This window comes from Pseudomonas sp. NFACC24-1, from assembly GCF_900115235.1.
GTDB lineage: Bacteria > Pseudomonadota > Gammaproteobacteria > Pseudomonadales > Pseudomonadaceae > Aquipseudomonas > Aquipseudomonas fluorescens_AA.
On sequence record NZ_FOVS01000010.1, the window covers coordinates 105,111 to 126,728 of the forward strand.

20 protein-coding genes are annotated in these 21,618 nt (G+C 61.0%); 11 read left to right on the plus strand and 9 right to left on the minus strand.

Features of this window, described 5'->3' with window-relative positions; translation table 11 throughout:
- The first annotated feature begins 116 nt into the window (after positions 1 to 116).
- The 9 genes from BM317_RS11875 to BM317_RS11910 all read left to right on the plus strand — a co-directional run bounded on the left by BM317_RS11875 (position 117) and on the right by BM317_RS11910 (position 9,966).
- Positions 117 to 413 carry a pyrroloquinoline quinone biosynthesis protein PqqE gene (locus BM317_RS11875; RefSeq protein ID WP_092474384.1) on the plus strand — a complete coding sequence of 99 codons (297 nt, stop codon included), beginning with the start codon at positions 117 to 119 and terminating at the stop codon, positions 411 to 413.
- A 276-nt stretch (positions 414 to 689) separates the two neighbouring features.
- Entirely contained in the window at positions 690 to 2,495 is a 1,806-nt protein-coding gene (locus tag BM317_RS11880) for a phenylacyl-CoA dehydrogenase (RefSeq protein WP_060740332.1), read from the plus strand.
- A gap of 359 nt (positions 2,496 to 2,854) precedes the next feature.
- Entirely contained in the window at positions 2,855 to 2,989 is a 135-nt protein-coding gene (locus tag BM317_RS31110) for a hypothetical protein (RefSeq protein WP_256574131.1), read from the plus strand.
- Positions 2,979 to 3,470 (plus strand): DUF1097 domain-containing protein, encoded by a 492-nt coding sequence (locus tag BM317_RS11885; protein ID WP_092169585.1) that lies wholly within the window; start codon positions 2,979 to 2,981, stop codon positions 3,468 to 3,470. The genes BM317_RS31110 and BM317_RS11885 overlap by 11 nt, the downstream gene beginning before the upstream one ends.
- Positions 3,471 to 3,556: 86 nt before the next feature.
- Positions 3,557 to 4,069, plus strand: a complete 513-nt coding sequence (locus BM317_RS11890) for a DoxX family protein (RefSeq protein ID WP_218189422.1) — start codon at positions 3,557 to 3,559, stop codon at positions 4,067 to 4,069.
- Between the two features lie 180 nt (positions 4,070 to 4,249).
- Positions 4,250 to 5,539, plus strand: a complete 1,290-nt coding sequence (locus tag BM317_RS11895) for a GGDEF domain-containing protein (RefSeq protein ID WP_060740334.1) — start codon at positions 4,250 to 4,252, stop codon at positions 5,537 to 5,539.
- A 91-nt stretch (positions 5,540 to 5,630) separates the two neighbouring features.
- Entirely contained in the window at positions 5,631 to 7,427 is a 1,797-nt protein-coding gene (locus tag BM317_RS11900) for an acyl-CoA dehydrogenase C-terminal domain-containing protein (RefSeq protein ID WP_092474386.1), read from the plus strand.
- 254 nt (positions 7,428 to 7,681) lie between these two features.
- Complete coding sequence (locus tag BM317_RS11905) at positions 7,682 to 9,460, plus strand: acyl-CoA dehydrogenase C-terminal domain-containing protein (RefSeq protein WP_092474387.1); 1,779 nt, start codon at positions 7,682 to 7,684, stop codon at positions 9,458 to 9,460.
- Positions 9,461 to 9,807: 347 nt separating this feature from the next.
- Positions 9,808 to 9,966, plus strand: a complete 159-nt coding sequence (locus BM317_RS11910) for a YqaE/Pmp3 family membrane protein (protein WP_003177654.1) — start codon at positions 9,808 to 9,810, stop codon at positions 9,964 to 9,966.
- Between the two features lie 127 nt (positions 9,967 to 10,093).
- Here the strand turns inward: BM317_RS11910 and BM317_RS11915 are convergent, their stop codons facing one another.
- The 9 genes from BM317_RS11915 to BM317_RS11955 form a co-directional block, all read right to left on the minus strand.
- Positions 10,094 to 11,923: a S9 family peptidase gene (locus BM317_RS11915; protein WP_092474389.1), complete on the minus strand. Its 1,830-nt coding sequence runs from the start codon at positions 11,921 to 11,923 to the stop codon at positions 10,094 to 10,096.
- Positions 11,889 to 13,058: a pyrroloquinoline quinone biosynthesis protein PqqE gene (gene pqqE, locus BM317_RS11920; protein ID WP_092474391.1), complete on the minus strand. Its 1,170-nt coding sequence runs from the start codon at positions 13,056 to 13,058 to the stop codon at positions 11,889 to 11,891. The genes BM317_RS11915 and pqqE overlap by 35 nt, the downstream gene beginning before the upstream one ends.
- Complete coding sequence (pqqD, locus tag BM317_RS11925) at positions 13,030 to 13,305, minus strand: pyrroloquinoline quinone biosynthesis peptide chaperone PqqD (RefSeq protein ID WP_092474393.1); 276 nt, start codon at positions 13,303 to 13,305, stop codon at positions 13,030 to 13,032. Before pqqD ends, pqqE begins: the two co-directional genes overlap by 29 nt.
- Positions 13,302 to 14,054 carry a pyrroloquinoline-quinone synthase PqqC gene (gene pqqC, locus BM317_RS11930; protein WP_060740340.1) on the minus strand — a complete coding sequence of 251 codons (753 nt, stop codon included), beginning with the start codon at positions 14,052 to 14,054 and terminating at the stop codon, positions 13,302 to 13,304. The genes pqqD and pqqC overlap by 4 nt, the downstream gene beginning before the upstream one ends.
- A 197-nt stretch (positions 14,055 to 14,251) precedes the next feature.
- Positions 14,252 to 15,163, minus strand: coding sequence for a pyrroloquinoline quinone biosynthesis protein PqqB (gene pqqB, locus BM317_RS11935; protein ID WP_092169607.1), 912 nt, complete (start codon positions 15,161 to 15,163; stop codon positions 14,252 to 14,254).
- A gap of 80 nt (positions 15,164 to 15,243) precedes the next feature.
- On the minus strand, positions 15,244 to 15,318 hold the full coding sequence (gene pqqA / locus BM317_RS11940) for a pyrroloquinoline quinone precursor peptide PqqA (RefSeq protein WP_003177660.1): 75 nt from the start codon (positions 15,316 to 15,318) through the stop codon (positions 15,244 to 15,246).
- 170 nt (positions 15,319 to 15,488) lie between these two features.
- On the minus strand, positions 15,489 to 17,921 hold the full coding sequence (gene pqqF / locus BM317_RS11945) for a pyrroloquinoline quinone biosynthesis protein PqqF (protein ID WP_092169610.1): 2,433 nt from the start codon (positions 17,919 to 17,921) through the stop codon (positions 15,489 to 15,491).
- A 62-nt stretch (positions 17,922 to 17,983) separates the two neighbouring features.
- Positions 17,984 to 18,778 carry a carbon-nitrogen hydrolase family protein gene (locus BM317_RS11950; RefSeq protein WP_060740343.1) on the minus strand — a complete coding sequence of 265 codons (795 nt, stop codon included), beginning with the start codon at positions 18,776 to 18,778 and terminating at the stop codon, positions 17,984 to 17,986.
- Positions 18,779 to 18,790: 12 nt separating this feature from the next.
- Complete coding sequence (locus tag BM317_RS11955; RefSeq protein ID WP_092169618.1) at positions 18,791 to 20,473, minus strand: flavin monoamine oxidase family protein; 1,683 nt, start codon at positions 20,471 to 20,473, stop codon at positions 18,791 to 18,793.
- Positions 20,474 to 20,831: 358 nt separating this feature from the next.
- Here BM317_RS11955 and BM317_RS11960 point away from each other — a divergent pair, with 358 nt between their 5' ends.
- Positions 20,832 to 21,197: a type II toxin-antitoxin system RelE/ParE family toxin gene (locus BM317_RS11960; RefSeq protein WP_092169623.1), complete on the plus strand. Its 366-nt coding sequence runs from the start codon at positions 20,832 to 20,834 to the stop codon at positions 21,195 to 21,197.
- On the plus strand, positions 21,190 to 21,504 hold the full coding sequence (locus tag BM317_RS11965; RefSeq protein WP_025215812.1) for an XRE family transcriptional regulator: 315 nt from the start codon (positions 21,190 to 21,192) through the stop codon (positions 21,502 to 21,504). The genes BM317_RS11960 and BM317_RS11965 overlap by 8 nt, the downstream gene beginning before the upstream one ends.
- The last annotated feature ends 114 nt before the right edge of the window (positions 21,505 to 21,618 follow it).

Below are 21,618 nucleotides of genomic sequence, written 5' to 3' on the forward strand. Positions count from 1 at the left end.
CTCGCCAAGGTTTTGCCTATGACACGGCACTGTGCCATTAGTGTTTTTGTCGGGCCTTTTCCCGGGGGTTCTGATTCAATGGCCACTGTCGACCCTTCAAGAAGGCGAGCTCTGCCATGGAAATCTCAGGAAGTACCGCGTTCTATGCCGGTCTGAGCACGATTCAGACAGGGCAGAACCGCGTCGATCAGGCCGCCGGCCAGATCGCCAACAACACGATCGAGCGTTCGGTCACCAGCCAGTCCTCGGAAGTCCAGGTTGATCGCCTGCGTTCAGTGGATCGTAGCCAGCAGTCGGACCAGGCCGCCAACATGGTCGAAATGGCCCAAGGCAAGTTCCAGGTGCAACTGGGTGCCAACGTCGCCAAGGCATCCGACGAAATGCTCGGGACATTGATCGATACCTTTGCCTGATCCTGCTCTTCAGATTTGCCAAGACGCCGCGATTATTCGCGGCGTTTTTGTCTCTAACGTCTTATTGCTCAACTAATCTTTTCCTACGCGCATCGCGGATTCTTCAGGGCGATGGGTTTCCTGTGTCCGACATTTTTCTCAGGCTGATGACGAACGGCAAAAGATCGGCGCTTGACAAGATTTGGGCGTAAACGTATGTTTCAAACAACTGTTTGACCGCTACAACAAATCCACGCGGTCGTTCATTCCCGGTTACATCAGCAGAGGTTTATCGCTATGCCTGACTACAAGGCCCCCTTGCGTGATATTCGCTTCGTTCGTGACGAACTGCTTGGCTACGAAGCGCATTATCAGAGCCTTCCGGCTTGCCAGGATGCAACTCCGGACATGGTTGACGCCATTCTCGAAGAAGGCGCCAAGTTTTGTGAGCAGGTGCTGGCTCCGCTGAACCGTGTGGGCGACATCGAAGGTTGCACTTGGAGCGAGTCCGGCGTGAAAACCCCGGCCGGGTTCAAGGAAGCCTACAAGCAATTCGTCGAAGGCGGCTGGCCGAGCCTGGCCCACGACGTCGAGCATGGCGGTCAAGGTCTGCCGGAATCCCTGGGCCTGGCGGTCAGCGAGATGGTCGGTGAAGCCAACTGGTCGTGGGGCATGTACCCGGGCCTGTCCCATGGCGCGATGAACACGATTTCCGAGCACGGTACGCCCGAGCAGCAAGAGGCCTACCTGACCAAGCTGGTCTCCGGTGAATGGACCGGCACCATGTGCCTGACCGAACCGCACTGTGGCACCGACCTGGGCATGCTGCGCACCAAGGCCGAGCCTCAGGCCGACGGTTCCTACAAGGTTTCCGGTACGAAGATCTTCATTTCGGCCGGTGAACACGACATGGCCGACAACATTGTCCATATCGTGCTGGCACGCCTGCCGGACGCACCGGCTGGCACCAAGGGCATTTCGCTGTTCATCGTTCCAAAATTCCTGCCTAACGCCGACGGCTCCATCGGCCAGCGCAACGCGGTGAGCTGTGGCTCCCTGGAACACAAGATGGGCATTCACGGCAACGCCACTTGCGTGATGAACTTCGACGCGGCCACCGGTTACCTGATCGGCCCGGCGAACAAAGGCCTGAACTGCATGTTCACCTTCATGAACACCGCACGCCTGGGCACTGCGCTGCAAGGCCTGGCCCACGCCGAGATCGGCTTCCAGGGCGGCCTGAAATATGCCCGTGATCGCCTGCAAATGCGCTCCCTGACGGGCCCGAAAGCGCCAGACAAGGCCGCTGACCCGATCATCGTGCACCCTGACGTGCGGCGCATGCTGCTGACCATGAAGGCCTTCGCCGAAGGGAACCGGGCGATGGTGTACTTCACCGCCAAGCAGGTCGACATCGTCAAGTACGGCGTGGACGAAGAAGAGAAGAAAAAAGCCGATGCGCTGCTGGCGTTCATGACGCCGATCGCCAAGGCCTTCATGACCGAAGTCGGTTTCGAATCGGCCAACCATGGCGTGCAGATCTACGGCGGCCACGGCTTCATCGCCGAGTGGGGCATGGAGCAGAACGTTCGCGACAGCCGCATCTCGATGCTGTACGAAGGCACCACCGGCATCCAGGCCCTCGACCTGCTGGGCCGTAAAGTGCTGATGACCCAGGGCGAGGCACTCAAGGGCTTCACCAAGATCGTCCACAAGTTCTGCCAGAGCAACGAAGGTAACGAAGCGGTCAAGGAGTTCGTCGAACCCCTGGCTGCGCTGAACAAGGAATGGGGCGAGCTGACCATGAAGGTCGGCATGGCGGCCATGAAGGATCGTGAAGAAGTGGGCGCGGCATCGGTGGACTACCTGATGTACTCCGGTTATGCCTGCCTGGCCTATTTCTGGGCCGACATGGCGCGCCTGGCGGCGGAAAAACTTGCAGCCGGCACCACCGAAGAAGCCTTCTACACCGCCAAGCTGCAGACCGCGCGCTTCTACTTCCAGCGCATCCTGCCGCGTACCCGTACCCACGTGGCAACCATGCTGTCGGGCGCGAACAACCTGATGGACATGAAAGAAGAAGACTTCGCGCTGGGTTACTAAGCCTTACGCAGTTCTTTGAAAAAAGCCGCTGCTTCTTCGGGAGCAGCGGTTTTTTTTTGCGCCGCCGACAAACACCCGCCTCAAGCACCAGCAGGCTTCAAGTCGCCGAATTTCTCACTGTGGAAATCCAGCCTCGTGCTTCAAATTCCGTCACCTGTCCCTGCAACGCGTCGAAACGGTCCAGAGCGGCCCATTTGTTGTGGTTTTTGGAATAGATAAGTCAATTTCATCCCGTTTATTCACAGACGGTCAATCGACATCATGGGGTTGCGGGGCTGAAAACCTTCGCCCCATGTGGGCTCGGCCGGTGCCGATCCCATGAAACCAGCTTTATCGCACGTACCGGAAAGGAATTGACCATGAACGTGAACATCACTCTTGCGGCCTGGTGCCTGATCGCCGCTGGCGACTGCTTCCTGCGTCGTATCGCCCTGTCTGGCCTCTTGACGTCACGGCGGGTACCTGCGACCCGGGAGGTGAGTCATGGCCAATAATGCATTTTTCACTCATCTGAAGGTGGTGGTAGGTGAGTCGGTCATTGCGTCATCAGCCGCCACCCTGAGCGTGATGGCACTGGAGGTTCCGGTGTGGGCCATGTTTGTCGGGTGGATTTCATTCTTTACCCGCGGGCTCAACCTCAAGCAAGGGGCGATCAACCTGGCTTGCGTGCTGATCGGCGTCATTCTGGGTATCGGTGCGGCCCAGGCCATGGCTGCGCTGACGCCTGTTCTGGGCAGCTATACCATCAGTGCAGTGGTGTTCGCCATCACGGTCATTGCGCTGTCTTTGGCCAAGGCACCGGTGTTCAACAACCTGCTCGGTTTCTTCCTGGGGCTGGTGGCGTATTTCGCTTCGCACCAACCCCCATCGCTCACAACCTTCGGGATGCTGGCCCTGGCCGGGACGCTGGGAGCGACAGCGGCCCTGCTGGCGCATTCGCTGCAAAAGCGGGTTCGCCAGGGCGCTGGTCATTGACGCGAGGAGTCCAGCATCTCGCCAGCAAGTGCCGGTCGCGTTAGCGGGTGGCTCTGAAAACCTCATTCACAAAAAGGACTACCGAGATGGACACGTCACAACGTAAGTCTGGGATTACCTCCCTAGAAACCACCGCCTCCCAAGAGCGCCTGCTGTTTCCTGCGCTGGATGGGCTTTACACCCGTGCGGAGCCCGTTTTGTATGCAGTGCTGCGGTTTGCGTTCGGCGTTGTCATGTTTACCCACGGCCTTCCCAAAGCCCTGGGGATATCCCACGGTTCCATGGCGGATCCCATGGCGGGCTCCATCAACCTGATCCAGAACGTCATGGGCTTGCCGTTCGCCGCGCAATGGGCCGTTCTGGTCATGCTTCTTGAAACGGTCGGCGCGGTCATGCTGGCTATCGGTCTGTGGGCGCGCCCGGTGGCATTGATGATGGCGATGCAAATGGTCGGTATCAGCTATGCCCTTGGCCCCACTTGGCCCTGGATCGATCGCGGCATTGAATTTCCCGTATTGATGGGATTTCTTGCGCTCTATATTGCCGTGCGCGGTAGCGGCCACTTTGCGGTGGATCGCAAGCTCAGGTTTTCCATCTGAGGAGGCGCAGTTGTTTGCATGAAAATTCTGTAACAACAATTGCTCCGACAAAGCCTTAAGAAAACCTCCCGCCCTGCCGTTACAGCGATGGCAGTGTGACATCTGTCACATCTCGCGTGCCTTACTGTTCCAATTGCAGGCACAATGCCATCTTTGATCAGCCGGGTCGGAGCTTTACCCTTGCCGCGTTCTTCCGCTGTACGTTTGAGCCATTTCCTACCGTCATTGCTGTTGCTGGTGGCGGGGCTTGCGGCTGCCTACGTCAAGGATCTCAACGTTTTCTTCACCTCGCTGTTCAACGTTCTCCCGACGCTGGTGCTGTTGCTAGGCGGGGCGTATTGCGCGGTCTACCGACGTCAACGTGAACTGTTTCTGATGGTCACGGTGTATATCGCCTATTTTCTCCTGGACACCCAGACCGACTTTTATCGCGATAACGGTAAGGTGCGTGAAGACGCGGCGGTGGTGTTCCATCTCGTCTGCCTGTTGTTGCCGCTGTTGTTCGGGCTGTTCGCGGCGTGGCAGGAGCGCACCCACCTGTTCCAGGACATGGTGGCGCGGTTCGCGGTGTTGCTGGTCTTTGGCAGTGTGGCGCTGGCTTTGGAGCAGAGTTTCCCCCAGGCCTTGTTGTTGTGGCTCTCGGAGATCCGCTGGCCCGCGTTGCACGGTGCCTGGATGAGCCTGATCCAATTGTCCTACCCGATGTTCGCCGCCGCGTTCCTGCTGTTGGCCTGGCAATACTGGCGCAATCCCCGGCCACTGCACGCGGCACAACTGGTGGGTTTGCTGGGGTTGTTCTGGATGCTGCCCAAGACGTTCATCCTGCCGTTCACCCTGAACATCATGTGCAGCCAGGTCATGTTGATGATCGCCGCGGCGGTTGCCCACGAGGCCTATCAGATGGCTTTCCGTGACGAGCTGACCGGCCTGCCGGGCCGGCGGGCACTGAACGAACGCATGCAGCGCCTGGGGCGCAACTATGTGTTGGCGATGAGTGACGTGGACCATTTCAAGAAATTCAACGACACCCACGGCCACGACGTGGGCGACCAGGTGCTGCGCCTGGTCGCCAGCAAGTTGTCGAAGATCGGCGGTGGCGGTAGGGCGTATCGCTACGGCGGTGAGGAATTTGCCCTGGTGTTCGCAGGCAAGACCATCGACGAGTGCATGCCCCATCTGGAAGTCATCCGCCAGTCCATCGAGACGTATGCCATCCAGCTGCGCAATCCCGATAGCCGTCCCCAGGACGATCAGCAAGGCCGCCAGCGTCGCTCCGGCGCGGGTGCTTCCAGCGTATCGGTGACGGTCAGCATCGGTGTCGCGGAGCGCCTTGAGCAGCGCACGCCCGAAGAAGTGCTCAAGTCCGCCGACCAGGCGCTGTACAACGCCAAGGGCGCGGGGCGTAACTGTGTCGTTGCCTTCGGCCAGAACCGCCGCGGCGCGGTGCGCATGGAAGCCGCCGCGGGTTGAGTGATGACGGCGCATTCAGCGTCTGGACTGTGATTGTGGGCCAGGGTGGCCGGCAGTAGGTTGGAACGATCTGCTACCGGAGAAAACCACCATGCCCGAGTACAAAGCCCCCCTGCGCGACATGCGCTTTCTGATCGATCACGTCTTCGATTTCCATGGCCGCTATGCCGAGCTGGGCGCCAGCGATGCCAGCCCGGACATGGTCAGTGCGATCCTCGAGGAAGGCGCCAGGTTCTGTGAAAACGTGCTGGCGCCGCTCAATCGCTCCGGTGACGAAGAAGGTTGCCATTTCGACAACGGCGTCGTCACCACGCCTACAGGCTTCAAGCAGGCTTTCGCACAGTACGTGGAAGGCGGTTGGCACGGCTTGGCGGCAGATCCGGCGTATGGTGGCCAAGGCTTGCCCAGCTCCCTGGGCCTGGTCATCAGCGAGATGATCGGTTCCAGCAACACGTCCTGGGGCATGTACCCGGGCCTGACTCACGGTGCCATGTCGGCCATTCATGCCCACGGCACTGAAGCACAGAAACAGACCTACCTGAGCAAACTCACCGCCGGCCAGTGGACCGGCACCATGTGCCTGACCGAAGCCCACTGCGGCACCGATCTGGGCATCATCAAGACCCGCGCCGTCCCCCAGGCCGACGGCAGCTACGCGATCTCCGGCAGCAAGATCTTCATTTCCGCCGGCGAACACGACATGAGCGATAACATCATCCACCTGGTGCTGGCCAAGCTGCCGGACGCCCCCGCCGGGACAAAAGGCATCTCGTTGTTCATAGTGCCCAAGTTCCTGCCCGACGCCACGGGTGAGGCGGGGGCGCGCAATGGCGTTTCCTGTGGCTCGATCGAACACAAGATGGGCATCAAGGCCTCGGCCACTTGTGTGTTGAATTTCGATGGAGCCAAGGGGTTCCTGATCGGCGAGCCGAACAAGGGCCTCAACTGCATGTTCACCATGATGAACCACGCCCGGCTTGGCACTGGCATGCAGGGCCTGTGCCTGGGGGAGGCGAGCTTCCAGGGCGCGATCAAATACGCCAACGACCGTCTGCAGATGCGCGCGCTGACCGGCCCCAAGGCACCGGAAAAAGTCGCCGACCCGATCATCGTCCATCCCGATGTGCGCAGGATGCTGCTGACCATGAAGGCTTTCAACGAAGGCAATCGGGCGCTGACCTATTTCACTGCGCAACTGCTGGACACCGCGCACCTGAGTCCGGACGCGACTGCCCGGCAGGAAGCTGAGGACCTGCTGGCGTTTCTCACCCCGATCTGCAAGGCCTTCATGACCGACACCGGGCTGGAAGTAACCAACCACGGCATGCAAGTGTTTGGCGGCCACGGCTTCATTCGCGAGTGGGGCATGGAGCAGTTGGTGCGCGACTGCCGCATCGCGCCGATCTACGAGGGCACCAACGGCATCCAGGCCCTGGATCTGCTGGGGCGCAAGGTGCTGGGTAGCCAGGGCAAGTTGTTGCGCGGCTTCACCAAGATTGTCCATAAGTTCTGCGCTGCCAATGCGCAACATCCGCAGCTCAAGGAGTACGTCGCGCAACTCGATGGGCTTAACCAACAGTGGGGCGAGTTGACCACTCGGGTTGGCATGGCGGCCATGAAAAACCCCGATGAAGTCGGTGCCGCCTCCGTGGATTATTTGATGTACAGCGGTTACATCATCCTGGCCTACCTGTGGTTGCGCATGGCCTTGGTGGCCCAGGCGCAACTCGACAGCGGCAACGGTGACGGCGATTTCTGCCAGGCGAAACTGGCGACCTGCGAGTTCTACTTCAAGCGCCTGCTGCCACGTACGACCGCCCATCAGGCTGCCATCGAGGCGGGGAGCGATTGTCTGATGCAACTGCCGGCGGAGTTGTTTGCACTTTGACTGACCAGTGGCGAGGGAGATGGCTCCCGCTGGGCTGCGTAGCAGCCTCTTTTTGTGAGTGCTGCGCACTCAAGCGGGGAGCAGGCTTTCTCGTCACGGTTCACAACGTTAGATAGTGCAGCTGTGATGGTGACTAAAAATAACAAAACAGTCATGGGTTGACCCTATGTGTCGCAAAAGTTGTTGAGGTACACTCAGGTCATTGCGAAACCGTCTTTTACGAATCCAACTGTTTAGATCCTGCGAGGTTTGCCATGGCTGACTACAAAGCGCCCCTGCGCGATATGCGCTTCGTCCTCAATGAAGTGTTCGAGGTCGCGAAACTCTGGGCCCAATTGCCGGGGTTGGCTGACACCGTGGATGCTGAAACGGTCGAAGCGATCCTCGAAGAAGCCGGCAAAGTCACCAGCAAAAGCATCGCCCCCCTCAGCCGCGCCGCTGACGAAGAAGGTTGCCACTGGGCTGACGGCGCCGTCACCACGCCGGCAGGTTTCCCACAGGCCTACCAGACTTACGCTGAAGGCGGTTGGGTCGGTGTCGGTGGTGATCCGGTGTACGGCGGCATGGGCATGCCCAAGGCTGTTTCGGCCCAGGTCGAGGAAATGGTCAACTCCGCCAGCCTGTCCTTCGGCCTGTACCCGATGCTGACCGCCGGCGCCTGCCTGTCGATCAATGCCCATGCCAGCGAAGAACTGAAGGCGGCGTACCTGCCGAACATGTACGCCGGCGTCTGGGCCGGTTCCATGTGCCTGACCGAGCCTCACGCCGGTACGGACCTGGGGATCATCCGCACCAAGGCCGAACCTCAGGCCGACGGTTCCTACAAGGTCAGTGGCACGAAGATTTTCATCACCGGTGGCGAGCACGACCTCACCGAGAACATCATTCACCTGGTGCTGGCGAAACTGCCAGACGCACCGGCGGGCCCCAAGGGTATCTCGCTGTTCCTGGTGCCCAAGTTCATGGTCAATGCCGACGGCAGCCTGGGCTCGCGCAATGCGGCCAACTGCGGGTCGATCGAACACAAGATGGGCATCCAGGCGTCCGCCACCTGCGTGATGAACTTCGACGAAGCCGTGGGCTACCTGGTGGGTGAGCCGAACAAAGGCCTGGCGGCGATGTTCACCATGATGAACTACGAGCGTCTGGGGGTTGGCATCCAAGGCTTGGCCTCCGGCGAGCGTTCCTACCAGAACGCCGTCGAATATGCCCGTGACCGCCTGCAAAGCCGTTCGCCCACTGGTGCGCAGAACAAGGACAAGGTCGCAGACCCGATCATCGTCCACCCCGACGTGCGTCGGATGCTGCTGACCATGAAGGCCTCGAACGAGGGGGGCCGGGCATTTTCCACCTACGTGGCGATGCAACTGGACACCGCCAAGTTCAGCGAAGACCCGGTCACCCGCAAGCGCGCCGAAGACCTGGTGGCCTTGCTGACCCCAGTGGCCAAGGCCTTCCTGACCGACCTGGGTCTGGAAACCACGGTCCATGGCCAGCAGGTGTTCGGCGGCCATGGTTACATTCGTGAATGGGGCCAGGAGCAACTGGTGCGTGACGTGCGCATCACCCAGATCTACGAAGGTACCAACGGGATCCAGGCACTGGACCTGGTAGGGCGCAAGATCGTCGGCAGTGGCGGTGCGTTCTACCGGTTGTTCGCCGATGAAATCCGCCATTTCACCGCCACCGCGAGCAGCGATCTGGCGGAGTTCACCAAGCCCCTGAACGACGCGGTCGGTACGCTGGATGAATTGACTGAATGGGTGCTGGACCGGGCGAAGAACAACCCGAACGAAATCGGCGCAGCGTCGGTGGAATACCTTCAGGCGTTCGGCTATACCGCCTATGCCTACATGTGGGCACTGATGGCCAGGGCGGCCATGGGCAAGGAAGGCCAGGAGGATTTCTACGCGAGCAAACTGGGCACGGCGCGGTTCTATTTCGCTCGCCTGCTGCCGCGCATTCACTCCCTGAGTGCTTCGGTGAAAGCTGGCAGCGAGTCGCTGTTCCTGCTGGAGCCCGGGCAGTTCTAAAAACTGACATTGTGTAAGCAAAGGCTTACACAATGTACTGGCGTTTTCCCTCTATCGGCAGATTGGATCCAGGGCTAATCTACTTCACATGGACGCCGCGCAGGACGCGCAAAAGTAACAACACGGACACGTAGGATTCTGCCAGGACGGCGGAGTGAAATGGATGTCAGGGAAACAGTCTGCAAAGCCCCGCTTCGGCGGGGTTTTCTTTTGCCTGCGTTTTTTGTTCCTTGGCAGCGTGCCCTACACCGAGGCTGCTTCTGGTTGCGTTTCACTGAACCCTGACGAGCGGCTTGGGGTCAATGAGCTATGTGGCAATTTGGCCATCGTCGATCAGGGAGTCATCCATGGATTTCATTCGCATTATTATCGCCATCCTGCTGCCGCCACTGGGGGTGTTCCTGCAAGTCGGTTTCGGCGGGGCGTTCTGGCTGAATATCCTGCTGACGCTGTTGGGTTACATCCCCGGCATCGTGCATGCGGTGTACATCATCGCCAAGCGCTGAACTCATCGGTCATGAAATCCCCCTGTGGGAGCGAGCTTGCTCGCGATAGCGGTGTGTCAGTCCACGGAAATATCGACTGGACTACTGCCATCGCGAGCAAGCTCGCTCCCACAGTGTGTTTGGCTTCCTACAGATCGCCCTCCACCACCCTGCGATAGAACAACCACTCATGCTCCAGCGCATGCGCCTGGTTCGAGGCTTTGCGAAAACCATGGCGCTCATCCGGGTAGTAGTGTGCCTCGACGGCCACGCCGTTGGCCTGTAAGGCACTGACCATGTCGCGGGTCTGCTGCGGGACCACCACGGCGTCCAATTCACCCTGGAAAAAGATCACCGGCACACGGATGTTCCCGGCGTGCAGCAATGGGGTGCGGGCGCGGTAGCGTTCGACGTCCTGTTGCGGATCGCCGATCAGCCAGTCCAGGTAATCCCCTTCGAACTTGTGCGTGGCCCGGCCGAGGGCGACAGGATCGCTCACACCATAGAGGCTGGCGCCGGCACGGAAGACTTCATGGAACGCCAAGGCGCAGAGGGTCGTGTAGCCACCGGCACTGCCACCCCGGATGAACGCATGACGGCCGTCGATCAGGCCTTGTTCATCCAGGTAGGCAACCACCGCGCAGGCATCCTCGACATCCACCACGCCCCAGTTCAAATGCAATGCCTGTCGATAGGCCCGGCCATAGCCGCTGCTGCCGCGGTAATTGAGATCGGCAACGGCAAAGCCACGCTGGGTCCAATACTGGATACGCGGATCGAACAGGGGATAACAGGCCGAGGTGGGGCCACCGTGAATGAACACCACCAGGGGTGGCTTCGCCTGTACATTCATGGCCGGGTAAAAGAACCCGTGGGCCTCGCCTGACCCGGATGGATAACGCAGGGGTCGAGGACGGCTGATCTGTTCGATGGGCAATGGCGAGACGCCGCCGGCCAGCACCGCGACTTCATGACTATGCCGCTCGATGGCAATGACCGCCGACGGGCCGGTCGGCGAGGCGGCAATGGCGTAGATGAACCGCTCATCCAGCGCCAGGCTGCGAAAGCGGGTATAGAGGCCGGTAAAGTCTTCGCTGGCGTCGTCGCCGCGACACAGGCCCAGGCGCCCGAAACCTGCTTCGGTCCAACTCGCCAGGTACGTGTGTTCATCCAGCGGCAGCCAGGTGCAGCCACCCAGTTGCCATGGCGCCGGGGCGTGATCGGCTTCGGCGGCGGGCAGTGGTTCCAGGCCTTGGCCCGACTCCCTCCAGGGCTGCCAATAACCACCGCGATCACTCAGGCAATAAAGGCGACTGGCCGCGTCGAAACGCGGTTGCTGAATGGACTCTTGCTGACCGTCGCCGGCCACACAGCGTGGCTCGCCCCAACCCGAAGCAGTGCGTTCGGCCAACATCAACCGCGTCGCTGTCCAGGGTTGATGCGGGCGGCTCCACTCAACCCAGGCGAGCCTCTGGCCGTCCGGGCTCAGGGTCGGCGAAGCGTAGAAATCGGCGCCTTCAGCCAGTAGATGCCGTTGACGATCCGCCAACCCGATCGACACCAGGCGATGCTGGTTGGCGTGTTCTTCCACCGCCAGCACCTGGCCACCGGCAAAGCCAAGGTCCCCGTAGCGGCACTCACCGGAGGTCAGCGCCACGGGCTGCCTGTCGCTCAGCGATTGGTGGTACAGCTGCTGGTCGGTCTCATTGACGAACAGCACGCCGTCATGGCTCAGGCAGAACGATCCGCCGCCGTATTCATAGACCCGGCTGCGCGCGCTGAACCCGTCCGGCGTCAAACAGCGTGCCTCGGCCTCTTGCCAATGCCAGATCCGACAGGCGCCGTCCGCAGGGCGGTATTCATTCCAGAACAAGCCCAAGGGCCCGACCTGCAGTTCGGCGAAGTCGGTGCCGGCGGCAACGGCCTGGGCGGCGCTGAAAGGCTCAGCCTTTAGCGATGAGGCGCGAGTTTCGTTCATTGCGAAAGGCCAACTGTTCAATGGTTTGCGTGGCGTGCTCGGCGTCTTCACGGGCCTGGAGAATCACCCCGTGGTGTTCGGACTTGCTGCACACCGGGTCGGCGTTGCTGGCGTCCCCCGTGAGCATGAACGCCTGGCAGCGACAGCCGCCGAAGTCCTTTTCTTTTTCATCGCAGGAGCGGCACGGTTCGGGCATCCAGTCATAACCGCGGAAACGGTTGAAGCCGAACGAGTCGTACCAGATGTGCTGCATGCTGTGGTCGCGCACATTGGGAAATTGCACCGGCAGCTGTCGGGCACCGTGACAGGGCAATGCCGTGCCGTCCGGCGTGACGGTGAGGAAAATGCTGCCCCAGCCATTCATGCAGCCCTTGGGGCGTTCTTCATAGTAGTCCGGCGTGACAAAGATCAACTTGCACGGATTGCCTTCGGCTTCCAGTTTGGCGCGGTATTCATTGGTGATGCGCTCGGCGCGTACCAGTTGCTCCCGGGTGGGCAGCAGGCCGGCGCGGTTGAGCTGCGCCCAGCCGTAGAACTGGCACGTGGCAAGCTCGACGAAGTCGGCTTCCAGGGCGATGCACAGCTCGATGATGCGGTCGATCTTGTCGATGTTGTGCCGGTGGGTCACGAAGTTCAGCACCATCGGATAGCCGTGGGCCTTCACCGCCCGGGCCATTTCCAGCTTTTGCGCGAAGGCTTTCTTCGAGCCGGCCAGGAGGTTGTTCACCTGCTCGTCGCTGGCCTGGAAACTGATCTGGATATGGTCGAGCCCGGCCTTCTTGAAGTCGCTGATTTTCTGTTCGGTCAGGCCGATGCCGGAGGTGATCAGGTTGGTATAGAAACCCAGCCTGCGCGCTTCACCGATCAGTTCGGCCAGGTCCTGGCGCACCAGCGGCTCGCCACCGGAAAAACCCAGCTGCGCGGCGCCCATTTCCCGGGCTTCGCGAAAGACCTTGAACCACTGCTCGGTGCTCAGCTCCTTGCCCTGCTCGGCGAAGTCCAGCGGGTTGGAGCAGTACGGGCATTGCAACGGGCACCGATAGGTCAGCTCCGCCAGCAGCCACAGCGGCAGGCCGACTTCCGGCCTGGGCGGCAGGGTGGTGGTGTCAGGCAAGTTCGATCCAGTGCTGTGCACGGGCGACCTCCATGAATTGCTCGATGTCGTCACCGAGTTCCGGCACGTCGGGAAACTGCTTGGCCAATTCGTCGATGATGGCCGCGACATCCCGTTCGCCGTCGATCAGGCCACCGATCAACGCAGCGCTGTCGTTCAACTTGATCATGCCTTCAGGATAGAGCAACACGTGGCCTTTCTGGGCCGGTTCGTACTGGAAACGATAGCCGGGGCGCCAGTGTGGGGTTTGGCTGCGGTCGAAACTCATAAGGTAATTCCTTTGTGCCAAACCCGTTGGTCGGTCACGCTGTGATAGGGCGGGCGGTTCAATTCGTAGGCCATGCTCATGGCGTCGAGCATGCTCCAGAGGATGTCCAGTTTGAACTGGAGAATCTCCAACATGCGTTCCTGCCCTGCGCGGGTGGTGTAGTGCTGCAAGGTGATCGCCAAGCCATGCTCCACATCGCGTCGGGCCTGGCCCAGGCGGGTGCGGAAGTATTCATAGCCGGCCGGGTCGATCCACGGGTAATGCTGGGGCCAACTGTCCAGGCGCGACTGGTGGATCTGCGGGGCGAACAGTTCGGTCAGCGAGCTGCTGGCGGCCTCTTGCCAACTGGCCCGGCGGGCGAAGTTGACGTAGGCGTCCACCGCGAAGCGCACCCCTGGCAACACCAGCTCCTGGGAGCGCAGTTGGTCGGGGTCCAGGCCCACCGCCTGGCCCAGCCGCAGCCAGGCTTCGATGCCGCCGTCCTCACCGGGCGCGCCGTCATGGTCGAGCAGGCGCTGGATCCACTCGCGACGGATTTCCCGGTCCGGGCAGTTGGCCAGGATCGCGGCGTCCTTGAGCGGGATATTCACTTGATAGTAGAAACGGTTCGCGACCCAGCCCTGGATCTGCTCGCGAGTGGCACGGCCTTCATACATCGCCACGTGATAGGGGTGATGGATGTGGTAATACGCGCCTTTGGCACGCAGGGCCGCTTCGAACTCGGCGGGGGACAGGGGGGTGTCAGTCATTTCGGTCTCCGGGGGAATAACCGTTGGCGGTTGGGGTGCCTGGTCTGGCCTCTTCGCGAGCAAGCCCGCTCCCACATTGATTTTGCGGCGGATGAAATATCGAGTTACTCAGCCTCTGTGGGAGCGGGCTTGCTCGCGAAGGCGTCCTATCAGCCAGCACAAGCGTTGACTGTCGTCCCACATTGGTACCGACCTTCCTACAACTCAATACTCATTCCGTCGTAGGCTACTTCAATCTTTCGGCGTACAAGCTCGGCCCGCTCGGGCGAGTCTTCGTCCAGGATCGGGTTGGTGTTGTTGATATGGATAAGGACCTTGCGCTGTTCGGGCAGTTGCTCCAGCACTTCCAGCATGCCGCCGGGGCCGTTCTGGGCCAGGTGGCCCATTTCCCGGCCGGTGCGGTTGCCTACGCCACGGCGCTGCATTTCATCGTCGTCCCACATCGTGCCGTCCACCAGCAAGCAATCGCTGCCGGCCATGATCGCCAACAACGACTCGTCGACCTTGCCCAGGCCCGGGGCATAGAACAGCTTGCCGCCCGTGCGCAGGTCTTCGACGATCAGCCCGATGTTGTCGCCTGGGTGTGGGTCGAAGCGATGGGGTGAATAGGGCGGTGCGGCGCTACGCAGGGGCAGCGGGGTGAAGCGCAGGTTCGGGCAGGCGGCGATGGTGAAGCTCTGGTCGAGTTCGATGCGATTCCAGCTCAGCCCGCCGTTCCAGTGGGTCAGCATGTTGAACAGTGGAAAGCCCGTGCTCAGGTCTTCATGGACCATGTCGGTGCACCAGACCTGGTGCGGGCACCCTTCGCGCAGGCTGAGCAGGCCGGTGGTGTGGTCGATCTGGCTGTCCATCAGGATGATCGCGCCAATGCCGGTGTCGCGCAGGGCCCTGCCCGGCTGCATCGGGGCGAAGCCCTGGAGCTGGGCGCGAATGTCCGGGGAGGCGTTGCACAGCACCCAGTTCACGCCATCATCGGACAGGGCGATGGACGACTGGGTCCGCGCCTGGGCCCGCAGGCTGCCGTTGCGAAAACCTGCGCAATTGGCGCAGTTGCAGTTCCACTGGGGGAAGCCGCCACCGGCGGCGGAACCTAGAATCTGGACGAACATGGCTGCTCCATCTGCAAACCGAAATAAAAACGCCTCGGCTGGCCGAGGCGTAGTGCTGCGTGCTTAACAGCCTGCAGCAATCAGCGGCTGGCGAAGTACATGGTGACTTCGAAACCGATACGCAGGTCGATATATGCGGGTTTGGACCAGGACATGGGAATACTCCTTTGGTGGGTGGGCTTTGGTTCGATGGAACGGTGGAGACTTATACATATAGTCCACCTCCGTTCGGAGATGTTCAGATGCTTAGGCGCCTATGTTACTAAATCTGACAAATTCGTTCGCCGCGATTCTCGAAGAAAGCTCATTACAGCGGTTGCAATGATCACTGCGCCGCTTGCCAGTGTTCTGACGGGCAAGCGCCGTTGCTCAGGCAACACCATCCCCCTTGCGCATCGAGCAAACCCTGGACGGCAGCCTCGAGCTGGGCGCGATCCAGGCACAGGATGGCAGCGGGCAGTTGCTCAAGATAATCCGACGGGCGGCCGGCCAGCTTGCCCTGCCAGAGCAGTTCGGCGGCTTGGGCGAAGGGCAGGGCACTGCTCTGGAGTTGGGCGGCGAGAGCCTGCTGCTGCCGGGTCAGGGACGCATCATCCAACTGCTGGATCAGCGCCGGTAACCCGGCCAGGAATTGCTCGAGGTGGGCGATCAGTTCTGCCGCCGAGAGGCTGGGCGATTGGACGCCGAACAACACCCCGGTTTGCCCATCGACCTGCTTCAAGCCGCTGAACACCGCATAACCCACCTGCAACTCGACGCGCAGGCGCTGGTAGAACGGCGTCTGGCACAGCTGCGCCAGCCACCGCCAGGCAGCTTCGTCGGCGAGCGCCGAGGTGGCGGTCGGGCAAAACAGCAACACGGCCGATTCTTCACCGTGGGTCTGGAACCCATGCCAGACGCGTTGCCCACGCGACGCCGACGCCAGGCTGACGTCCTCGCCGGCAACGCCCGGCACACGGGCCAGCGCCGGGCCAAGCGCCCCTTGGGTGGCGGCCGACAGACCGATGGACAGCCCATCCCAGCGGGCCGTTGTCCACACGTCTTGATCGCTGTCGGGCATTGGCAACGTTGATGATTGCCGGCAATGATCCGGCAGCGCCTTCAACAGCTGTCGAATCGGCATCGACGGCGTTTCGTCACCGGCCTGGGCCATCGGCAGTGGTTGGGCAAGCTTCGCCAGAACGTGTTCGAGCACCAACGGCAGCGGTGCCTGCAAGCCGACCAGTTTGAGCAGCCATTGATGAGCGGACGGTTCGAAACTGACCTCCACGCCAGCCTGCCGAGCCTCTTCGCGGACATCCTGCAGGTGTCGGTCGAGTCTGGATTGAAAGTCGAGCGGTGCCTGGGCCGCCAGTTGCCAGCGCAGGTACACCGCGCCTTCGCGACCCTTGTCTGGCAGCGCCTGGCTGAACTGCATGGGCGAGCGTTCCCGACGGCCCCGGGAGCGATCCTGGGCGAAGGTTCGCAAGCCGCGGTGGGCACTGGTCTGGCCGCGGATCAGGCCGGCACGAGGCGCTTCGCTTGGTGTTTGCAGGAACGGATTGGGCGTGGGCAGTTGCCAGGGTTCCACGACGGTATCGGCGGGGTGCAGTTGCCTGAGGATTTCCCTGAGTCTCACGAGGTCGTTTGCCAGCAGCGGCGTGTCACGTCCTTCGCAGTCCCTGCGGGCCAACTGCAAGGCCGATCCTGTTTCCTGCCGTCGTTGCAACAGCGCGGTGAACTCCTGGCGCAACGGCGCCCAATCGTCCTGGGCGGCAAAGAATCCCAACCAGTCGTGCAGCAACGGCTGGATTTGCGCCGCTGCCTGAGCGTTGCCGTGCTTGAACTCGATGTGCAGCAGCCCTTGTCCGGCAAACTCATACAACGCAGTGGCCTTGAGGCTGTCAGCCAGGCCGCGCTGACGCAACGTGGCGAGCAGGCCGCCCGGTTTGCTGGAGTTCAGCCACGTACAGAGAAAGTCCAAGGCTTGGGGGGAGGCGGCGGGCAACGCTTCGAAGGCGAACAACAGGTCGAGACAACCTTCTTGGGCCTGTTGATAATGCGTCTGGGACGATGCCATCAGTTTTGGCGGCGACGATCCAGCGACCGCTTCACCGGCCGATACATGGCTGCCGAACCGTTGTGCCAGCGCTTTCAAGGCGTCGAAGCTTTGTGGGCCGACCAAGCTCAACGTCATCTGGCCGCTCTGGTAAAAACGGCGATAGAAGTCGTGCAATGCGGTTTGGAATTCGGCGTGTTCCACGGCGAGGCTGTCGCGATTGCCGGCGTGAAAACCCCGTAGTGGATGGGACGCTGACACGCCGTCATACAAGGCAAGCTGCCGTTGGGCAGCCGCATCCTGGGACCAGGCGATGAACTCCGCGTGCAGCACTTCCCGTTCCCCTAACTGATCAGCTTCGTTCAGGCGTGGTTGGGCGAGCATGTCCCACAGCCGTTCCAGCCCGTCGGCGAAGGTTGCGGGAGGGAGTTCGAAGAAAAAATCCGTGGTGCGCTCACTGGTGCGCGCATTGACCTGACCGCCGTGCCGCTGCACGTAGGCCATCAGATTCTCCTCGGCGGGGAACCGTTTGGTACCGAGGAAGAACAGATGTTCGAGCAAGTGTGCCATGCCCGGCCAGGCCAGGGGGGCGTCATGGCTGCCAGCGGCGACGCGCAGTACCGCGGCGCTGCGCTTGAGACCCGGGACATGACGCAATGTCACCCGCAAGCCGTTGGCCAGGGTTTCAGTGTGGGGACGGAGGGAATCGGGGACCGGCATGGGCGCTTCCAGGACAAGGATGCGCCCATGCTAGCGGATCAGGGCCCTTTCTCAATCCTCAATCAGTGTTTGTGCAGGTCGTCGTAAAGCTCGGGGCGGCGATCGTGCAGGTAGTTGTAGGCCGCGCGGGAGTCGTCCAGCAGTTGTCGATCCAGTTCACCGACGATCAAGGCCTCGTCCAGCCCCGCCAGCGCCGGGCGACTGCCATTCGGTGCGGCGATGCTGCTTTGGCCACAATACTGCAATTCAGCTTCATGGCCGCAGTAATTGGCATACGCGACGAAACACTGGTTCTCGATGGCCCGGGCGCGCACGGTGACGTCGGCGATGAATTCGTAGGGTTGCATGTTGGCGGTCGGCACCAGGATCAGTTCGGCGCCGGCCAGGGCCAGGCGCCGGGCGTTTTCCGGGAATTCCAGGTCGTAGCAGATCAGCAGGCCGAGCTTCCAGCCGTTGAGCTCGACGATGGGCAGCGCTGAGTCGCCGGCGCTGAACATGGCGTGATCAAGGTCGCCGAACAGGTGACTCTTGCGGTAGTTGGCCAGGCGCTCGCCCTGGGCGTCGATCAGTTGCACCGCGTTGTAGATCTGCCCGTCTTCGCCACGTTCCGGGTAGCCATAGACAATCGCCAGGTTGGCTGCCTTGGCGATGCGGCCGATCTGCTGCGCCCATTCGCCGTTGTAGACCTCGGCCAGTACATTCACCGCATCGACACCGATGTTGTAGCCGGTCATGAACATCTCCGGCAGCACCAGCACATCGGCGCCCCTGGCTTCCAGCGCCACCTGGTGCAGGCGGTGCAGGTTGCCGGCCGGATCCAGTGGCAGCGGTGGGCATTGGTAGAGGGCTACGCGCATCGAAAACTCCTTTTATTCAGGCAGGGCGATCGGACCGATCTCGTGGAACACATCCCCTGGACCCGGGTTCTCGGCGTGAGTTTCACCGCCGAAGTGCTTCATGATGCCCCACACGGCATTGAGTGAGGTCTGTACCGCGCCTTCGACCCAGGCGGGTGTCCATGAGACGTCATCGCCGGCGATAAAGATCCCGCGTTGTTCGGCCGGCATGTCGTCTTGCATGAAATGCGCGTACATGCGCTGGTTGTAGCGATAGTGGCCGGGCAGGGCGCCCTTGAAGGCACCGAGGAAGTGCGGGTCGGCTTCCCAGGACACGGTGATCGGATCGCCGATGATCCGTGCGGCGATGTCCACCTTGGGGTAGATCTTCTTCAGGGCATCGAGGGCCAGCTTCACGCGTTTTTCCACCGGATGCGGGAGCATTTTCAGCGCATCGCTCATCCAGGAATACGACAGGCAAATCACCCCTGGCTTGTCATCGCCGTTGTCGAACAGGTAGGTGCCACGGGTCAGGCGGTCGGTCAGGGTCATGCTCATCAGGTCGCGCCCGGTTTCCGGGTCCTTGTCCTTCCAGAATGGTCGGTCGACCATCACGAAGGTCTTCGATGATTGCATGTAGCGGGTGCGGTCCAGGGCCATCCACATTTTTTGCGAGAACAGCGCTTCTTCACATTCGATCTGGGTGGTCAGCAACCAGCTCTGGCAAGTGACCAGCACGGCGGCGTACTCGCGGGTGTTTTCCCAGACGTCCGTCACGCTGAACCGGCCATCGGCCGCGCGAGCGATGCGCTTCACACCGCTGCGTGGGGCGCCCAGGTGCAGCGCATTCAGGCTGGTACCTTCCGGCCAGTGCGCACAGCGTTCGGGTACGTGATTCCAGATGCCGTGGGGCACCTGCTCGACGCCGCCGACCACCAGGTGCTGGTGGTCGTCGCAGTTGGTCATCACGACGCGGAAGATTTCCAGCATCGAATTGGGGAAGTCCGAATCCCAGCCGCCCGTGCCGAAACCGACCTGGCCGAACACTTCGCGGTGCTGGAACGAGAGCTTGGCGAACGCCTTGGAGGTGGCGACGAAGTCGTAGAAGGTGCGGTCGTCCCACAGCGGCACCAAGGTGTTCCACAATTCCTTGAGGCGTGGCACGTCGCGGTCGCGGATCGCCTGCTGGATGTCGCCGAAGCGCGAACCGTCCTCCAGCGCATCGGCCCAGGCGTCGGCGACTTCCTGGAACAGTGCGGGAAGGTCCGCCAGTTTCTGTGCGTAATAGGTCTGGCCTTCCAGGTCGATGACCGTGCTGCCGGACGCCGGGGTCAGCGGGTTGGGAAAGGGTTTGGTTTCCAGGCCCAGTTTGTCGACGTAATGGTAGAACGCGGTGGATGACACCGGAAAACGCATGCCGCCCAGTTCGGCGATCACCCCTTCGGCGCCGTTGAACGCCTGTGAGCGCAGGCGCCCGCCCATTTTCGACGCCTCGTAGACCACGGGCTTGAGCCCCAGCTTCATCAGCTCGTACGCCGCCACCAGGCCGGCGATCCCGGCACCGATAATCGCCACTTCCGTACCGTGGTTGTGGGCGGGAATACTGCCCAGGCCCGCCGGGTGCTCGATCCAGTCGTCAAAGGCGAAAGGAAAGTCCGGCCCGAAAATGGTGATGGGCTTCTTACCGTCTGCTGGGTGGCGATTGTTCTTGTTCATGGCGGACCTTGATGGGCGACTCGACGCGGTGTTCGCGTCTGAGTATAGGAAAGATGCCAGCCATTCTAGGGAGGGTAGAACACGTTAATAAGACACAATATGTCGTCGTTTTGAGTGGTTTTAAGTCATTTTGACGTGATTGCAAGGCGTAGTGACGAAATGCATTCCTGTGGGAGCGAGCTTGCTCGCGATAGCGTCGGTTCAGTCAGCACTTTCATGGACTGACAGACCGCTATCGCGGGCAAGCTCCCACAGAAACTCGCCTTAACAATTGCTTGGGCGATCAACAGGAGCAGATACCCGCCCAAACTCCTATGATTATTCCCTTGAGGTTATATAGCCTGGGTGGCATATTTGAATGAAATGGGACGTTGAATATACCGACGAATTTGAGATGTGGTGGGACCGTCTCTGTGAGTCAGAGCAAGACTCTGTACAGGCCTCGGTAATGCTGCTCGGCGACACGGGGCCGTATCTGGGCTTTCCTCACACCAGTGATATCAAGGGTTCGCGTCATGGCAACCTTCGTGAGTTACGAGTGCAACACGCAGGTAGGCCTTATCGTGTGCTCTATGCGTTTGATCCCCGCCGCTGCGCCATCCTGCTGATCGGGGGAGACAAAACCGGCCAGGGCCGTTGGTATCAGGAATATGTGCCTTTGGCCGAACGCCTCTATGACGAGCATTTGGAAGTATTGAAGAGAGAGGGCTTTGACAATGGCTAAGAAATTTTCCGACTTGATGGCGCGTCGGTCGCCTGACTCCCAGGCTCGTGCACAGGCTTTGTACCAGACGTTGCGTGCAGAAATGCCGTTGCACGAGTTGCGCCAGGCGCAGGAGTTGAGCCAGGAGGCCTTGGCCAAGGCACTGCATATCAACCAGGCGGCAGTCTCGAAAATGGAGCGCCGGACGGATATGTACATCAGCACGTTGCGAAATTACATCCGGGCCATGGGGGGGGAATTGGAGATTATCGCGACCTTTCCAGAGGGGCAGGTCAGGATCGAAAATTTCTCCCATCCAACACCGTAACTGGCGATATTCCCTGTGGGAGGGCTCGCGATAGTGTCGGTTCAGTCAGCACTTTCATGGACTGACAGACCGCTATCGCGGGCAAGCTCGCTCCCACAGGTTAAGTCATGTAGG

What these genes read in the sequence shown, in the direction of transcription:
- BM317_RS11875 (WP_092474384.1), top strand. Translation starts at nt 117, where the DNA reads ATGGAAATCTCAGGAAGTACCGCGTTCTATGCCGGTCTGAGCACGATT.
- BM317_RS11880 (WP_060740332.1), top strand. Translation starts at nt 690, where the DNA reads ATGCCTGACTACAAGGCCCCCTTGCGTGATATTCGCTTCGTTCGTGAC.
- BM317_RS31110 (WP_256574131.1), top strand. Translation starts at nt 2,855, where the DNA reads ATGAACGTGAACATCACTCTTGCGGCCTGGTGCCTGATCGCCGCTGGC.
- BM317_RS11885 (WP_092169585.1), top strand. Translation starts at nt 2,979, where the DNA reads ATGGCCAATAATGCATTTTTCACTCATCTGAAGGTGGTGGTAGGTGAG.
- BM317_RS11890 (WP_218189422.1), top strand. Translation starts at nt 3,557, where the DNA reads ATGGACACGTCACAACGTAAGTCTGGGATTACCTCCCTAGAAACCACC.
- BM317_RS11900 (WP_092474386.1), top strand. Translation starts at nt 5,631, where the DNA reads ATGCCCGAGTACAAAGCCCCCCTGCGCGACATGCGCTTTCTGATCGAT.
- BM317_RS11905 (WP_092474387.1), top strand. Translation starts at nt 7,682, where the DNA reads ATGGCTGACTACAAAGCGCCCCTGCGCGATATGCGCTTCGTCCTCAAT.
- BM317_RS11910 (WP_003177654.1), top strand. Translation starts at nt 9,808, where the DNA reads ATGGATTTCATTCGCATTATTATCGCCATCCTGCTGCCGCCACTGGGG.
- BM317_RS11915 (WP_092474389.1), bottom strand. Translation starts at nt 11,923, where the DNA reads ATGAACGAAACTCGCGCCTCATCGCTAAAGGCTGAGCCTTTCAGCGCC.
- pqqD (WP_092474393.1), bottom strand. Translation starts at nt 13,305, where the DNA reads ATGAGTTTCGACCGCAGCCAAACCCCACACTGGCGCCCCGGCTATCGT.
- pqqC (WP_060740340.1), bottom strand. Translation starts at nt 14,054, where the DNA reads ATGACTGACACCCCCCTGTCCCCCGCCGAGTTCGAAGCGGCCCTGCGT.
- pqqB (WP_092169607.1), bottom strand. Translation starts at nt 15,163, where the DNA reads ATGTTCGTCCAGATTCTAGGTTCCGCCGCCGGTGGCGGCTTCCCCCAG.
- pqqF (WP_092169610.1), bottom strand. Translation starts at nt 17,921, where the DNA reads ATGCCGGTCCCCGATTCCCTCCGTCCCCACACTGAAACCCTGGCCAAC.
- BM317_RS11950 (WP_060740343.1), bottom strand. Translation starts at nt 18,778, where the DNA reads ATGCGCGTAGCCCTCTACCAATGCCCACCGCTGCCACTGGATCCGGCC.
- BM317_RS11955 (WP_092169618.1), bottom strand. Translation starts at nt 20,473, where the DNA reads ATGAACAAGAACAATCGCCACCCAGCAGACGGTAAGAAGCCCATCACC.
- BM317_RS11960 (WP_092169623.1), top strand. Translation starts at nt 20,832, where the DNA reads ATGAAATGGGACGTTGAATATACCGACGAATTTGAGATGTGGTGGGAC.
- BM317_RS11965 (WP_025215812.1), top strand. Translation starts at nt 21,190, where the DNA reads ATGGCTAAGAAATTTTCCGACTTGATGGCGCGTCGGTCGCCTGACTCC.